Raw genomic sequence first — 15901 nt, 5'->3', positions numbered from 1 at the left:
CGAATTGAGCGCATATGAACAACAAATCGGCGACCATCAAGCCCGCAAAATCATCACATGCCTAATTTTTAGGCAACATTGCGCGGGTGATTGCCTCTGCATTCACCGCACCCTAAACATTGCCCTCAAACCACCGGAGACCACATCCATGACCACCGCCGCCATCATCGTCGCCGCAGGACGCGGACAACGCGCCGGAGGCGGAGTTCCCAAGCAGTGGCGTCCGTTGGCCGGGCGGCGCGTAGCGGACTGGGCGATCGACAGATTCCGAGGTCAGGTAGATCATATCGTGATGGTGCTTTCCAAAGATGACACAGCCGCATGGGACGAATTCGAAGGCACCGACTTGATTCTCGCCCCGGGCGGCAACGATCGGTCGGGTTCTGTGCGCAATGGGCTAAATGCACTTATCAATCTTCCGGTCGAACGTGTCCTCATTCACGACGTTGCCCGCCCTTGCGTCAGCCTTCAAACGATTCAGCACGTCCTGGCCGCGCTAGAGACACATCAGGCGGCGGCCCCCGGGCTAGCGGTGACCGATGCGCTTTGGACCGGGAACGGAGCAGTCGTCACTGGAACGCAGGACCGCGCCGGGTTATTTGCCGCACAAACCCCGCAAGGTTTTCACTATGGCGCTATCGTCTCGGCTCATGCCGCCCATCCCGGAGGCGCCGCCGACGATGTAGAAGTTGCCCGCGCCGCAGGGCTAGAGGTGGCTATCGTGCCGGGCGATGCCAATAACATCAAAATCACACGGCCCGAGGATTTTGCCCGGGCGGAACGCATATTGGGAATGAACATGGATGTAAGGCTGGGCAACGGGTACGACGTGCATCGGTTTGGCGAAGGGGATCACGTGATCCTGTGTGGCGTGAAGGTGCCGCATGACCGTGGGCTGCAAGGGCACTCGGACGCGGATGTCGGCATGCATGCGGTCACTGACGCGATTTACGGCGCGCTGGCGCAGGGCGATATCGGCCAGCATTTCCCGCCATCGGACCCAAAGTGGAAGGGCGCCGCCAGCGAGATATTCCTGCGTCATGCGGTCGAGTTGGCCGAACAGATGGGTTATCGGATTTCGAATGTCGACTGCACACTGGTCTGCGAATACCCCAAGATCGGCCCCCACGCGCCTGCCATGCGGGATGAGATGGCGCGGATCATGAGCCTGAGCACCGATCAGGTTTCGGTCAAGGCAACCACGTCAGAGCGTCTTGGTTTTACTGGTCGTAGCGAAGGGATTGCCACGCTCGCCACTGCGTGTCTGGTGAAGTCATGAACGCCGCGCGCCTGATCGGAACCGTCTGTGGAGTTGGGTATATACGCCCTGCGCCCGGTACGTGGGGATCTCTGGCGGCCTTACCCTTGGCGTGGATTCTCCACACACTAGGCGGGTTCCCGTTGCTCGCAATTGCGACGGTCGCCGTGTTCTTCGGCGGTCTATGGGCCACCCGCGTTATGACGGCGGGTCAGGATAACCACGACCCATCCGAGATCGTCATTGATGAGGTCGCCGGGCAGTTCATCACGCTGTGGGCGATTTCCTATCCTTCTTGGGCACACGGAATTGAGATTACGGCGCTGTGGCCCGGCTGGATTGCCGGGTTTCTACTGTTCCGTCTGTTTGACATCACAAAGCCAGGCCCCGTCGGTTGGGCCGATCGACGCAATGACGCGATGGGAGTGATGCTGGATGACGTGATCGCCGGCATTCTCGCCGGGGTCGGCGTACTGATCCTTGCAGGTATTGCGCACGGAGTCATGGGCTTATGAATGTTGCCGACCTTCTCGAACGTGCCAAGGCGCAAGGTGTGATGATTGCTACCGCTGAAAGCTGCACCGGCGGCATGGTTGCGGCGGCGCTGACCGATATCCCAGGCAGCTCCGCCGTGGTCGAGCGCGGCTTTGTCACCTACACCAATACCGCCAAACAGCAGATGCTTGGGATTCACGCCGAAACTCTGGCGGCGCACGGGGCGGTCTCGGAACAGGTTGCGCACGAAATGGCCGAAGGCGCTCTCAGGAATTCGGACGCTCAGCTTACGGTCTCCGTGACAGGCATCGCGGGACCCGGAGGGTCGGAGTTCAAACCCGAAGGTCGGGTTTGCTTTGGTTTAGCCGCAGACGGAGTACCGACCCGCACGGAGACGGTCGATTTTGGCGCGCTTGGCCGCGACAAGGTTCGTGTTGCCGCGCGCGATCACGCGCTGGACCTGCTGTCTCAGGGGCTTTTCAGCCTTGCTCAAAAATAAGGCAAGTCTCCCCAACTGACGCCCATTTAGTCACCGATTGGCAAAAAGCCCTTAAAATAGGCGCTGAAATCCACCTCTGCCTCTTTTTTCCCCGCTGGCTCTCCGCTTCAACGCGCAACGCAAGTTGGAGACGAAGAGGAGACCGGCTGATGAATGGAGCCGATACCGCCTGGATCATAGTGGCAACCGCCCTGGTCCTGTTCATGACACTGCCGGGCCTGGCGCTGTTCTATGGCGGCCTTGTGCGCGCCCGCAACGTGCTGAGCGTATTCATGCACTGTTTCAGCATCGCCTGCCTGATGAGCATCCTGTGGCTGGTCGCGGGCTACTCGATTGCTTTCGGCGAGGGCGGCTCGGGCTTGTGGGGTGGTCTGGGCAAAGCCTTCCTGAACGGCGTTGACGCCGACAGCCTGTCAGGCACCCTGCCCGAGGTTCTGTTCTTTGCCTTCCAGATGACATTCGCCATCATCACCCCTGCCCTGATCGTCGGAGCCTATGTGGAACGCGTGGGTTTCGGCTTCGTGCTCACCTTCTCCGCACTGTGGATGCTGCTGTGCTACGCGCCAGTCGTTCACTGGATCTGGGGCGGCGGCATGCTGACCGATGGCGGCATTTTGGGTGAGATCGGCGTTCGTGACTTCGCGGGCGGCATCGTGGTTCACGAAACCGCTGGTCTGGCTGCGCTGATCATCGCCGTTGCTCTCGGCCCGCGCCGCAACCGCACGACGCCTCCGCACAATCCCGGCTTCGTCATGATTGGGGCCGCAATGCTGTGGGTCGGCTGGTTCGGCTTTAATGGTGGTTCGCAACTGGCGGCGGATGGCGGCGCTGCAATGGCGATGACCGTCACGCATATCTCGGCCGCAACCGCCTCGCTGACCTGGGCACTGTATGAACGCATCAAGTATGGCAAGGCCTCGATGGTGGGTCTGGTCACCGGCACGATTGCCGGTCTGGCGTCTATCACCCCGGCCTCGGGCTACGTCGATCCGGTTCAGGCGCTGATCATCGGTGCGGTGGCTGGCGTATTGTGTCAGGAAGCCGTGAACGTCATCCGCAACATGCTGAACATCGACGATACGCTGGACGTCTTCGCCGTGCACGGTGTCGGTGGCATCTTTGGCACCATCATGATCGCCGTATTCGGCTTGGGCGCGTGGACCGCGCAACTGGGCGGGCTGGTGATCGTGGGTGTCTTTACGTCAGTTGTCACATTTGTGTTGATCAAGGTGGTTGCACTCATCACCCCGCTTCGCGTAGACGCCGAAACCGAGACAAACGGGCTCGACCTGTCAGTACACGGCGAGCGGGCCTATGACATGAGCAGCTAAGCCCACCTTTGCTGCTATGCGCCCGCAAGGGCCAAAGCGGACCTCCTGACGGGGTCCGCTTTTCTTTTGCGCGCAAGCCTCTCGACTCTGGGCCGAGGGTCAGGCTATCAGCCCGCAACGTCATTTTGTCCCGAGGTTGCACCATGATCCCCAGCTCTTTCCCCGATAGCACCGAAATCGCCCGCCTGACCGCGCGGATGTTGCTGGAGATCAAGGCCGTCCACTTCAATTCGCGCGAGCCGTTCACGCTGGCCTCGGGCCTGCCCAGCCCGACCTATATCGACTGCCGCAAGCTGATCTCGTACCCGCGTATCCGCTCGACCCTGATGGACTTCCTGACGGTCACCGTAATGCGCGATGCAGGCTTTGAGGCATTCGACAACATCGCGGGAGGTGAGACCGCGGGCATCCCGTTCGCGGCAATGGTCGCCGAGCGCATGGCGCTGCCGATGACCTATGTGCGCAAAAAGCCCAAGGGCTACGGCCGCAACGCCCGGATCGAAGGTGCGATGAGCGAAGGTGAGCGCGTGTTGCTGGTCGAGGACCTGACCACTGACGGAGGTTCAAAACTGTCCTTTGTGGATGCGATCCGCGAAACCGGCGCGACTTGCGGGCATACAGCGGTGATTTTCTACTACGGCATCTTCCCCGAGACCGAAAAAACCCTCGGTGACCACGGCGTGCAGCTGCACCATCTGTGCACATGGTGGGATGTTCTGGCCGAAGCCAAGGCGCAAAAGGCCTTTGACGAAGAAACCCTTAGCGGCGTCGAGGCCTTCTTGAACGACCCGCGCGGCTGGCAGGAAGCTCACAAAAGCTGACGTTACGGCACCTGTTGAGCAAATTGGAATGCCGTCCGACAGGACGGTGAAAATCACACAATATGTTGACGGATCACCCCTTCATGCTCCAACATGATGGGGCCCGGAGATATGCACAGTCTATCCCCAGAAACATACAATTTGCCCCGACTCACGGGGCTCGGTTATGGACTGTGCCTTAAGGGATGGTGAGAGCAGCAATGAACGAGATAAGCAGCATCGAGCAGGCAGCGGCACAGATTCAGAATGCCGAAACCATGCCGCATTCCATTGAGGCAGAGCAGCAGCTTCTGGGCGCGATCCTGACCAATAACGACCTCTATGATCGGGTGGCCTCGATCATCGGGGCCGAGCATTTCTATGACCCGGTCCACGCCCGGATTTACGAGGTGGCAGCCAATCGCATCGCAAAGAATGCGTTGGCTTCGCCCGTGACACTGAAATCCTTCATGGCTGAAGATGAAGGCCTGAAGGAACTGGGCGGCCCCGCCTATCTGGTCAAACTGGCAGGTGCCTCGATCAGTGCCTTTGCCGTCCATGATTACGCCCAGATGATCTATGACCTCGCCATCCGGCGCGAGTTGATCCGGCTGGGTCGCGATATCTCGGACAAAGCAGCGCGGGTCGATGTATCCAGCGAACCCAAAGAACAAATCGTCGAGGCCGAGCAGCAACTCTATCAGCTTTCCGAGCAGGGCCAGACCGAACAGGGATTTCAATCCTTCCTCAAGGCGGTCACAGAAGCCGTCAACGTCACCAACGAAGCATATCAGCGTGGTGGCGGCATGGCAGGTATTTCCACCGGTCTGGCCGACTTGGACAAGCAATTGGGTGGTTTGCACCCATCCGACCTGATCATTCTGGCCGGGCGCCCGTCAATGGGGAAAACCTCATTGGCGACCAACGTGGCGTTCAACGTGGCCAAGGCATATAAGCGTGGTACCAAACCGGACGGTTCCGAGGGTGCGATTGATGGCGGCGTGGTTGGATTCTTCTCATTGGAGATGAGCGCCGAACAGCTGGCTGGCCGGGTTCTGGCCGAAGCCTCCGAGATTTCCTCGCACAAGATCCGTCAGGGTGACATGACCGAAGCCGAGTTCCGCCGCTTCGTCGATGCGGCCAAGGACCTTGAGGCTTGCCCGCTTTTCATTGACGACACCCCGGCCTTGCCCATTTCGCAGCTCGCCGCCCGCGCACGGCGGTTGAAGCGGACCCACGGGTTGGACCTGCTGGTGATCGACTATCTGCAACTGTGCCGCGGTATGGCCGATAATCGGGTGAACGAAATCGCCGAGATTTCGATGGGCATGAAAGCCATCGCCAAGGAATTGAACATCCCCGTCATCGCCCTGTCTCAGCTCAGCCGTCAGGTGGAAAGCCGAGACGACAAACGCCCGCAGCTCTCCGACCTGCGTGAATCGGGCTCGATCGAGCAGGACGCCGACGTGGTTATGTTCGTGTTCCGCGAGGAGTACTACAAGGAACGCGAAAAACCCGGCGACCACGAGCTGGAAAAGATGGAAGAGTGGAAGCAGGCGATGGAGCGCCTGCACGGCAAGGCCGAGGTCATCGTCGGCAAGCAACGTCACGGCCCCATCGGCACTGTCGAACTCTCATTCGAGGCACAGTTCACCCGCTTTGGGAATCTGGTCAAACCCTGGCAACAAGACGGCCAGATCGAGGGTTACTGATCTACCAAAGCGCGGGCTTATTGAATGCGTTGACGCAGTGTGACGGACCCTCAATCGGAGTCTCCGCTCCTGTCAAAGATTGGCCCAGCCATCCATGCGGCATACTCAACGGCATGGGCGGCTGCGCGAAGGTCTCGGTGATCTGCTGGAATCCGGTCTTTTCATAGTAAGCCGGATCACCGTAGGTCACTGCAAAATCTATCCCTTGCAGACGTAGCTCATCCAACCCAAAACCGATCAGTTTTTGACCAATGCCCGATTTCTGCCGGTCCGTACGCACGGCTACCGGAGACATCAGAAACACCTGACGCGGGTCCTGATCATAGCTCAGGCGCGAGAACAGAACACAGCCCGCCAGCGCACTCCCGTCCAGTGCCAAAACGCCCTGCAAATCGTCATCGGGTGTCGTTTTCAATAGATCTTGGACCAAAGTGCCAACCGTACTGCCCTCATCTTCACCCTCAGAGGCAGCGAAGACATCCCGAAACAATCCGGGCAATTCAGTTGATCGCGCTTTGAAATCTGCGGTCAAGTTCAGCAATGTTCGCCTCCTTCAGGTAGATCTACGATCCCACTTCAGAACTTTCAGTTGATCACAGCAAAAACACAATGGCGAGACCTGGGCTCGTTCCCAAAAGGCCTTTTTTTGCCAAGGCTTTGGAAGAAAGGCCAGAACCTGCGCAGGAACGCCACGATATCGGCAAGAATTGGCGCCTACCCCCTTGACCTGCCGCGATCCAATGTCATGAACAGCACCATGAGTACCGCACGTTTGACGATCAACCTTCAGGCGCTTGCCAGCAACTGGCGGGCGCTCAACGCAAAAACGGATGTCGAGACCGGCGCCGTGGTCAAAGCCGACGCCTATGGTCTTGGGGCCGGTCCGGTTTCTGCGACCCTGGCCGAGGAAGGCGTCCGCAAGTTTTTTGTTGCCGTTGCTGAGGAAGGCGTCGCTGTGCGCGAGGCTGTTGGCCCTGGCCCGATGATCGGTGTGTTCTCGGGTCATATGGAGGGCGACACCGATCTTTTACGTGATCATACCCTGACGCCTCTAATTAACTCGCCGGAGCAATTTCTGCGTCATCAACAGGCGCTGCCGGATCACTCCTTCGGCATTCAACTGGACAGCGGCATGAATCGTTTGGGGTTGGAACCCGCTGACTGGGCCGAGTTGCGCCCGAAAGCCGAAGCACTGAACCCGGCCGTCATCATGTCGCATCTGGCCTGCTCGGATGAACCTGATCACCCGATGAACCTGCAGCAGCTGAAAACCTTCCGCGAGATCACAGACGGTACCACCGCCCCACGGTCTCTGGCTGCAACCGGCGGCACGCTGCTGGGACCGGAATTCCACTTTGACTTCTGCCGCCCCGGCGTTGGCCTCTATGGCGGCATGCCCTTTGCCGATGCGAAACCTGTGGTGACAGTTGACCTGCCCGTTATCCAGGTCCGCGAAGTCAAAGTCGGAGAATCCGTCGGCTACGGCAACAGTTGGATCGCGCGACGCCCGTCGCGCATCGCGACGGTTCCCGCCGGGTATGCAGATGGCCTGCATCGGGCCATCGGTGGCGGCATCGACGTGTTTGCAGGTGGGAAACCCTGCCCCGTAGTCGGACGCATCTCAATGGACCTGATTACCGTCGACGTGACCGACCTGCCGCAAGACCCTGAGCGTCTGCGCATCCTGAATGGACACCAAACCATCGATGACCTGGCCGAGGCAGCAGGCACTATCGGGTACGAAATTCTCACATCGCTTGGCGCGCGTTACTCGCGGGGCTACGTGGAATGAATCCTTTGCATCTGCTGGGCGGGCTGGGCCGTGCGGTTCTGGCGCTGTTCGCCACCTTCGGCAAAGTCGCTCTGTTCTCGGTGGATGCGATTTCGCACATTTTCCGCCCACCCTATTACCCGCGTGAATTTGCCGTGGCGCTGATGAATATCGGCTGGCTGTCTTTGCCGGTTGTCGGCCTGACCGCCATCTTCACCGGCGGCGCGCTGGCGCTGCAGATCTACGCCGGCGGCGCGCGTTTCAATGCCGAGGCCGTTGTGCCCCAGATCGTCGCCATCGGCATGGTGCGCGAGCTTGGCCCCGTGCTGGTCGGTCTGATGATCGCCGCGCGTGTGACCTCGTCGATTGCAGCCGAGATCGCCACTATGAAAGTGACTGAGCAGATCGACGCGCTGGTCACCCTGTCCACCCATCCGATGAAATACCTGACCGCTCCGCGCGTGCTGGCTGCCCTGATCACCGTGCCTCTTCTGGTCGGGATCGGAGACATCATCGGCATCGCGGGCGGCTATGTGGTCGCGACCCAGAATCTGGGCTTCAATCCGGCAAACTACCTGTCGAACACGGTTAATTTCCTTGAAGCCCGCGACATCGTCTCGTCGCTTGTCAAAGGGGCCGCTTTCGGTCTGATCGCTGCGATCATGGGCTGCTACTACGGCATGGACTCGGGCCGCGGCGCACAGGGTGTGGGCCGCGCCACCAAATCCTCGGTCGAATCTGCCGCCATCATGATTCTGGCCGCCAACTTCATTCTGACGGGGGTGTTCTTCTCGCTATGATCCGAATGGAGAATGTACAAAAGGCATTTGGTGACAATCAGGTTCTGCAAGGCATGAACCTTGAGATCCCCAAGGGCACTTCGATGGTCATCATCGGCGGGTCGGGCACCGGAAAATCCGTGGCGCTGAAATGTATCCTCGGCCTGATCAAACCCGACAGCGGAATGATCTACGTCGATGGCAAAGATGCTACCAAGGGCGACCGGGATAAGTTTCTGGCCCGCTTCGGCATGCTATTTCAGGGTGCTGCGCTGTTTGACTCGCTACCGGTCTGGCAGAACGTGTCCTTCCGCCTGCTGCGCGGCCCACTGAAACGCCCACCGGAATACGCCCGCGAGATCGCCATCGAGAAACTGCGCCGCGTGGGTCTGAAATCCGACGTGGCCGACCGGTTTCCGTCCGAACTGTCAGGCGGCATGCAAAAACGCGTGGGCCTTGCCCGCGCCATTGCCGCCGAGCCTGAGATCATTTTCTTCGACGAGCCCACCACCGGCCTTGATCCGATCATGTCCGGCGTCATCAACGACCTGATCCGTGAAATCGTGACCGAGATGGGCGCCACCGCGATGACCATCACCCACGACATGAGCTCCGTCCGCGCGATTGCCGACAACGTCGCCATGCTGCACGGAGGCGTCATCCAATGGACCGGCCCGGTCAGCCAGATGGATGCGTCGGGTGATCCGTATGTCGAGCAGTTCATCAGTGGGAGTGCTGAGGGGCCGATTGAGGCGGTGCGGTAGAATTAGGGATTAAAATGACTGATTTGATTGATAGAGTTAAAGACCTGGTTCGAAGTTTCAATTTCGCCCAAGGTTATGACCAAGCTGACTTCGACGAGCTAGTTATGCTAACCAAAGCAAGCGAAGCCCAACTTCCTGCAAGATTTGTAGATCTTGTGAAGAATTCCGACCAGGATTTTCCCGGCGGAGACACACCTCTTGCTTATGAGAAGCGAGTGATTTTGGCCAAGCGTTTGTCAAAAATCTTAACTGTGTCCGATAATTTCGGACTAACTGAAGCCAAAAATCTAGAAGACTTCTCTGACGAGTTAGTGCCAACTTTTTCACTAGGAGCCGAGGATAAAGCGAGAGTCTTGGACCTGTGCAGTCAGATGCGGAAAATTGTCTTGGCAACAACGGATTTTGATCAACCACACAAGCGTCGCCTTCTCAATCGGATAGCGGGAATTGAAGCACAAGTTGAACAACCCAAGGGCATGTTGGATGTGGTCAGGGCGGGCGTATCAGACGTTGGAGAAACGCTGGGCAAATTTGGAAAAGATATTAAACCGCTAACGGACCGAATGAAAGAAGTTGCGCAGATCGCGAGATCCAATTCAAAAGAATACGATCAGATCCCGGCTCCAGAGGAAGTAAAACAGCTTCCAGCCCCTGAAGAAAATTCAGAGGGATGACCCTCCGCCTCGCCACCCTCTCCCTTCTGATCCTCTACCCCATCGCGTGGTTCGCCCCCCTGATGCGCGCGGGTCTCCTGCCGATCTTCGGCCTATCCGAGATCAGCGTCATCACCGGCCTGCAATCCCTGTGGAAGTCCGACGTCTTCCTGGCACTGATCGTCACCATCTTCGCCCTGTTTGCCCCTTACATCAAAACCATCGGCACCGCTCTGGTCCAATGGGATCTGCTGGACGCCCGCGTCCAACCCGCGCTGAACATCCTCGGCAAACTGGCCATGGCCGACATCTTCCTGATCGCGCTCTACATCACGCTGGCCAAGGGAATTTCCTACGCGACCATCGAAACCGCATGGGGCCTGTACCTGTTCACGGCCTGTATTTTGGCCTCGATCGCACTGGGCTATATTACCGAGATGTCACGCAGATCACGAAATAATCAGATGTAATTGATTGAAAACACTCATCTGAGTATCATCTTTATATTTCGAGCAGTGACAATTTGTAGTTTTCGGGTCCTTAGCGGATCAATCTGTGTGTTTTGGATGCTCCCGCTTGGGCCTGGTGTGTACCGGTTCTAGAAGGAGTTCGTCGATCATGACAACCCTCCATACAATGACATTGCAATTTCAGAATGCCTTTTTAAGACTGACCTTTTTCCTGATATGTGCATCGGCGCTGATCGCCGTTTCGACCACGATTTTATCCGCACTAGGTGTATTGCCCTGGCTCTCAATGCAGGCCGGATTCGGCGATGGCACAGTCGTAGACGCCGGCATGTTTATCCAGATCGGCCTGACCGCCTTGATTCTGATGCTGGCGTTCTATCTGCCTGCAAATGCGCGAATGATGGCGCTGGAAAATAACCATCGCAAGTTCACCCTAACTATGCACGATATCGCCGAGGCCTATCATATGGCTCATGCCGCCGACCGCGGAGGGCTGTTCATGATGTCGTCCGAATTTGACGGGGTGAAGGAACGCATGGCCTTCCTGCGCCAGCATCCAAATCTGCAGTCACTGGAGCCGGAGATACTCGAACTGGCCGCACAGATGAGCCAGATCAGCCAGGAACTTGCCGAGACCTATGGCGACGCCCGAGTGAGCCGAGCGCGAACCTTTTTGCAACAGCGTCAGGAAGAGATTGAGCTGTTCCAGAAACGGCTTGAAGAGGCTCAAGTGATCCAGAGTGAACTACGCCAATGGACGCGGGATGTAGAGCTTGAAGAGTCTATCGCCAAATCCCAGCTTAGCCGTCTGCGGGATGAACTGTTTGAATTGCTGCCCGAACTCTCGGCACAGCTGCAATCACCCCCCAAAGACAATGTGGCTAAAACGTCCAGCGTAGTTGCAATGTCGCCGCCGCCCCGCGCGGCGGAATAGGCGCGCCAGTGCCCGCCACGGGCGATGGCCCACCGGGCCTGAGGACGCGGCGCGCCCCCGGCGGTGATGAAAGCCCTGCAAGGGCTTGAAGAACCGCCCATCCTCGGGCACCAAGGCCACATGGCAAAGACGACTTTCTCCTGCTCGGCCTGTGGCGCATCCCATTCGCGCTGGTCCGGGCGCTGTGACGCATGCGGTGAATGGAACACGATCACGCAGGACGTTCCCCTTTCAGCTGGCCCCGCGAAGAAATCCTTGGGTGGTAAGCGCGGTCAGTCCATCGCCCTCACGGACTTATCCACCGAGGAAACACCTCCGCCCCGTACGCTTTGCGGGGTTGAGGAACTGGACCGCGTGTTGGGCGGCGGCCTTGTCCCCGCCTCGGCCCTACTGGTGGGTGGCGACCCCGGCATTGGCAAATCCACTCTTCTACTACAGGCAGCCGCGCGATTTTCCCGCGCGGGCGTCAAGACCATCTATGTCTCAGGCGAGGAGGCCAGCGCGCAGGTTCGCATGCGCGCGCGCCGCTTGGGGCTTGAGGATGCGCCGGTTCAATTGGCAGCCGAGACAAACTTGCGCAACATCCTGACAACGCTGGAAGCCGAAAAGCCCGGTCTGGCGATTATCGACTCAATCCAGACCATGTGGGCCGACAATGTGGACAGCGCACCCGGTTCGGTATCACAAGTCCGGGCCGCAGCGCATGAATTGACCACGTTTGCGAAACGACACGGTGTGTCAATCGTCATGGTCGGACACGTTACCAAGGAAGGCCAAATTGCAGGCCCTCGCGTCGTCGAACATATGGTCGATACCGTGCTCTATTTCGAAGGCGAACGCGGCCACCAGTTCCGCATCCTGCGCGCCGTCAAAAACCGCTTTGGCCCCGCGGATGAGATCGGCGTGTTCGAGATGACTGGTAAAGGTCTGGCGCAGGTCACCAACCCGTCGGCCCTGTTCTTGTCGGAACGTGGGACCCCCAGCCCCGGATCAGCCGTGTTCGCCGGGATCGAGGGAACGCGTCCAGTTTTGGTGGAATTGCAAGCACTTGTGGCCCCTTCGCCCCACTCCCAACCTCGCCGCACCGTCGTCGGATGGGATAGCGGTCGGCTTGCCATGATCCTCGCCGTTCTCGAAGCTCGCTGTGGCATCCCCTTCGCGGGGCTCGATGTCTACCTGAACGTAGCCGGCGGGCTAAAGGTGAGCGAACCCGCAGCCGACCTTGCCGTCGCCGCCGCGTTGCTCAGTGCACGTGAAGACACCGCTCTGCCAGCCGACACCGTGGTTTTCGGAGAAATCTCGTTGTCCGGGGCACTTAGACCGGCCCCGCAGACAGAAAACAGGTTGAAAGAAGCCCAAAAACTTGGTTTCACATCGGCAATCGCTCCGGCGGGCGGCAAAACCGGTACTGTGGCAGGTCTGTCACTCACCCGACCCTCTGATTTAGTGGGGTTTGTTGGCGAAACCTTCGGAGCAGGTTAAGGTAACGCCTTGAGGGGCAGATAAAATTACAGGCGAGGGCCATGGAAGGTTTTACATTAATCGACGGGGTGGTTGCCCTGATCATCGTCGTGTCGGGCCTATTGGCCTATTCGCGAGGCTTTTTGCGCGAGATTCTGGCCATTGCAGGCTGGGTTGCAGCTGCCATTCTGGCCTTCATCTTTGCGCCTCAAGCGGTTCCACTGGTGAAAGAGATTCCGGTGGTCGGAGATTTCCTGCGCGACAGCTGTGAGTTGTCTGTGATCACCGGCTTTGCGGCCGTGTTCGCGATTGCGCTGATCGTGGTCAGCATTTTCACACCGTTGTTCTCGTCGATCGTACAGCGTTCGGCCATTGGGGGGCTGGACCAAGCCCTTGGTTTCTTCTTTGGGATCGCACGCGGTATTCTGTTGGTTGCTATCGCCTTCTTTGTCTACGACACGGTCATGACCGGTCAGTCCTACACCATGGTGGATGAAAGCCGCTCGGCCAAGGTGTTCGAGCAGTTCAGCGATAAGATCGAGGAACAGAACCCCGAACAGGCTTTGGGTTGGGTAACTCAACAATACGAGGAACTAGTCGCCAGTTGCACCGAAGGTTCCGGAAGTTCGGCTCCGACGGAAGAACCGGCAGAAACGACCACCACGGAATAATAAAAGCCCGGTTCAAACCGGGCTTTTTTCTACCTGCTAAATATATTCAGTTAAAAAACCTTCTCCGCCACAAACCGTGCATCTGATGTTTTTCAGGCCAAAGCACCCCTCACAGCGGCCCACAATGGGCTTGCCGAGGATATCGCGGCTTTTGATCACCTCTCCTGCGCCATTACAAATCGGACATGGCGACCTGCCCATCCCACGGCAGCGATGGCACCGGCGCTTTACCGGATCTTCTTTCTTTTTTCCCTGCTTGTGTTCCCACATTGCTCAGTTCCACTCTTCACTCTGAAAAGGTAAAACCCCAATACCCTCACAATGACAGCACAAGCTCACGCACATGTCACCTTTTGAAACTGTGATCAGCAAAATCCACTTGCTTGAATACACAAATGTGATCCTTTGATGACACAGGCGGTATTAGGCATTATGTGGAGGCCGAACTGACATGGAATCGGAGCCGCCGATCTTGCTGTACCTGTTTTCCTTCGCGCTCGCCCTCGGGACGATGGCGCGTCTGCATCACCAACTGGTTTGGCAAATGTGCGCTATGGTTCTGCCATGCAGAAGTTCGGAACATCGCAACTAATCAAAACGTCATAGAAATTGGAGCCCGTACATGTGTGGGATTTTGGGGATCGCAAGCAGGACGCATGATGTCTTTGCGGAAATCTATGACGGGCTGCTGATGTTGCAGCACCGGGGTCAGGACGCCTCGGGCATCGTCACTTATAACGGTGAGTTCTTTCGTGAGAAAAAGGCCAATGGGCTGGTCAAAGATGTGTTTAATGCACAGGACGCCAAGACCCTTTTGGGCAAGATCGGCATGGGACATGTGCGTTATCCTACCGCCGGCTCGCTCAGCGCAGCTGAGGCGCAGCCATTTTTTGTGAACGCGCCTTACGGCATCTATCTTGTCCACAACGGCAACATCACCAACACCGCGGAGCAACGCGAGAAGGTAACAGCCAAATACAGCCGCCATTTGCGCACCACCTCGGACTCCGAAATTCTACTGAACGTGCTGGCCGACAAGGTCGCCGATGCGATCAAAGTGAATGGCAATGCCGAGCCCATCCGCAACCTCTTTGCCGGTGTGAAGATGACGATGGAGCGGGTTCAGGGCGCCTATTCGGTGATCTGTCTGGTTGCCGGTGTCGGAATGCTGGCCTTCCGCGACCCCTATGGCATTCGCCCGCTGTCCGTCGCCAAGCGCGAGGTGGATGGCGAAGGTGACGACTATGCCTTTGCTTCGGAGGATGTGGCCTTTGGCATCAACGGTTTTGACAAACTGCGCGACGTCAAACCCGGCGAAGCGATCCTTATCGATCTGGACGGCAACATGCACACGTTCCAGGCGGTCGAAGGGCAACTGACGCCCTGTATCTTTGAATATGTCTACCTGGCCCGTCCGGATTCGTTGTTGGACGGTGTCTCGGTCTACAAAACCCAGATGCGCATGGGCCAGACGCTGGCCCGCCAGATCGAGGCCGCCGGTCTAGATATTGACCGCATCATACCCGTACCCGACAGCGCCCGCCCCGTGGCGCTTGAAGTCGCCAAGGCGACCGGCATCCCTTACCGCGAGGGTCTGGTCAAAAACCGCTATGTCGGCCGAACCTTCATCATGCCCGGTCAGGAAGAGCGGCAGAAATCCGTTCGTCGCAAGCTGAACGCCGTTCCTCTGGAATTCAAAGACCACAACGTACTGTTGATCGACGACTCGATCGTGCGCGGCAATACGATCAAGAAGATCGTGCAGATGTGTCGCGAGGCCGGGGCTAAGAAAGTATACATTGCCAGCGCCTCACCGCCGGTCAAATTCCCCAATGTCTACGGCATCGACATGCCCACCAAGCATGAACTGATCGCCAACGGCAAAGAGATTGAAGAGATCCGGCAGGAACTGGGGGCGGACGCCCTGTTCTATCAAAACCTCGACGATCTGATCTGGTCCGCCAAGGAAGGTAACCCCGATATCGAGGCCTTTGATTGTTCCTGTTTTGACGGCAACTACATCACCGGCAGCGTCAGCGACGACTACCTGGATAGTCTGGAAAACAGCAGTCGGGTGAGCAAAAAGAAACAGGATATGCAGGTGCCCGGCGGATCGTGGAACGGCGCGAAACTGGCGTCGGGATAGTGCTAATACCGAATCAAACCTGATTGTGGCTCGCGTTGGGATAGCGATGCGGGCCTTTTTTTGCGTGCTTTCCAGCCGCATGAGTGTGTTTCCGCCCACAACCCTTCGATGAAGGAAATGTAATCGCAAGGGCTTCGTCGGATCAGAAGGCGCTGTG

General features: G+C 58.0%; 16 protein-coding genes. 15 read left to right on the top strand and 1 reads right to left on the bottom strand.

Annotated elements, in window-relative coordinates:
- Positions 1 to 148 precede the first annotated feature (148 nt).
- The 6 genes from ABLN94_RS02195 to ABLN94_RS02170 all read left to right on the top strand — a co-directional run bounded on the left by ABLN94_RS02195 (position 149) and on the right by ABLN94_RS02170 (position 6095).
- Positions 149 to 1279, top strand: a complete 1131-nt coding sequence (locus ABLN94_RS02195) for a bifunctional 2-C-methyl-D-erythritol 4-phosphate cytidylyltransferase/2-C-methyl-D-erythritol 2,4-cyclodiphosphate synthase (protein ID WP_352988680.1) — start codon at positions 149 to 151, stop codon at positions 1277 to 1279.
- Complete coding sequence (locus tag ABLN94_RS02190; protein WP_352988678.1) at positions 1276 to 1773, top strand: phosphatidylglycerophosphatase A family protein; 498 nt, start codon at positions 1276 to 1278, stop codon at positions 1771 to 1773. Before ABLN94_RS02195 ends, ABLN94_RS02190 begins: the two co-directional genes overlap by 4 nt.
- On the top strand, positions 1770 to 2252 hold the full coding sequence (locus ABLN94_RS02185) for a CinA family protein (RefSeq protein ID WP_352988676.1): 483 nt from the start codon (positions 1770 to 1772) through the stop codon (positions 2250 to 2252). Before ABLN94_RS02190 ends, ABLN94_RS02185 begins: the two co-directional genes overlap by 4 nt.
- Before the next feature lie 149 nt (positions 2253 to 2401).
- Positions 2402 to 3583 (top strand): ammonium transporter, encoded by a 1182-nt coding sequence (locus ABLN94_RS02180; protein ID WP_352988674.1) that lies wholly within the window; start codon positions 2402 to 2404, stop codon positions 3581 to 3583.
- 143 nt (positions 3584 to 3726) lie between these two features.
- Positions 3727 to 4404 (top strand): orotate phosphoribosyltransferase, encoded by a 678-nt coding sequence (locus tag ABLN94_RS02175; protein WP_170489178.1) that lies wholly within the window; start codon positions 3727 to 3729, stop codon positions 4402 to 4404.
- 200 nt (positions 4405 to 4604) lie between these two features.
- Positions 4605 to 6095 (top strand): replicative DNA helicase, encoded by a 1491-nt coding sequence (locus ABLN94_RS02170; protein WP_352988672.1) that lies wholly within the window; start codon positions 4605 to 4607, stop codon positions 6093 to 6095.
- 1 nt (position 6096) lies between these two features.
- Here ABLN94_RS02170 and ABLN94_RS02165 read toward each other — a convergent pair whose 3' ends face one another.
- Positions 6097 to 6636, bottom strand: coding sequence for a GNAT family N-acetyltransferase (locus ABLN94_RS02165; protein WP_352988670.1), 540 nt, complete (start codon positions 6634 to 6636; stop codon positions 6097 to 6099).
- Between the two features lie 216 nt (positions 6637 to 6852).
- Between ABLN94_RS02165 and alr the strand changes: the two genes are divergently transcribed.
- The 9 genes from alr (at position 6853) to purF (ending at position 15744) form a co-directional block, all read left to right on the top strand.
- Entirely contained in the window at positions 6853 to 7887 is a 1035-nt protein-coding gene (alr, locus tag ABLN94_RS02160; RefSeq protein ID WP_352988668.1) for an alanine racemase, read from the top strand.
- Entirely contained in the window at positions 7884 to 8666 is a 783-nt protein-coding gene (locus ABLN94_RS02155; RefSeq protein WP_170489187.1) for an MlaE family ABC transporter permease, read from the top strand. Before alr ends, ABLN94_RS02155 begins: the two co-directional genes overlap by 4 nt.
- Positions 8663 to 9409: an ABC transporter ATP-binding protein gene (locus ABLN94_RS02150; protein WP_352988666.1), complete on the top strand. Its 747-nt coding sequence runs from the start codon at positions 8663 to 8665 to the stop codon at positions 9407 to 9409. Before ABLN94_RS02155 ends, ABLN94_RS02150 begins: the two co-directional genes overlap by 4 nt.
- A 14-nt stretch (positions 9410 to 9423) precedes the next feature.
- Positions 9424 to 10083: a hypothetical protein gene (locus tag ABLN94_RS02145; RefSeq protein ID WP_352988664.1), complete on the top strand. Its 660-nt coding sequence runs from the start codon at positions 9424 to 9426 to the stop codon at positions 10081 to 10083.
- A complete protein-coding gene (locus ABLN94_RS02140) occupies positions 10080 to 10532 on the top strand; it encodes a paraquat-inducible protein A (protein ID WP_352988662.1) in 453 nt (150 codons plus the stop codon). Before ABLN94_RS02145 ends, ABLN94_RS02140 begins: the two co-directional genes overlap by 4 nt.
- A gap of 148 nt (positions 10533 to 10680) precedes the next feature.
- On the top strand, positions 10681 to 11466 hold the full coding sequence (locus ABLN94_RS02135; RefSeq protein WP_352988660.1) for a DNA repair protein: 786 nt from the start codon (positions 10681 to 10683) through the stop codon (positions 11464 to 11466).
- A 120-nt stretch (positions 11467 to 11586) separates the two neighbouring features.
- Complete coding sequence (radA, locus tag ABLN94_RS02130; protein WP_170489698.1) at positions 11587 to 12948, top strand: DNA repair protein RadA; 1362 nt, start codon at positions 11587 to 11589, stop codon at positions 12946 to 12948.
- 41 nt (positions 12949 to 12989) lie between these two features.
- On the top strand, positions 12990 to 13598 hold the full coding sequence (locus tag ABLN94_RS02125) for a CvpA family protein (RefSeq protein WP_352988658.1): 609 nt from the start codon (positions 12990 to 12992) through the stop codon (positions 13596 to 13598).
- A 622-nt stretch (positions 13599 to 14220) separates the two neighbouring features.
- A complete protein-coding gene (gene purF, locus ABLN94_RS02120; protein WP_352988656.1) occupies positions 14221 to 15744 on the top strand; it encodes an amidophosphoribosyltransferase in 1524 nt (507 codons plus the stop codon).
- Positions 15745 to 15901: the final 157 nt, after the last annotated feature.

The sequence above is a fragment of the Ruegeria sp. SCP11 genome (genome assembly GCF_040329455.1).
Classification (GTDB): domain Bacteria; phylum Pseudomonadota; class Alphaproteobacteria; order Rhodobacterales; family Rhodobacteraceae; genus Ruegeria; species Ruegeria atlantica_E.
Note: the sequence above shows the minus strand (reverse complement) of the source record. Positions and strands in the feature narration are given on the sequence as shown.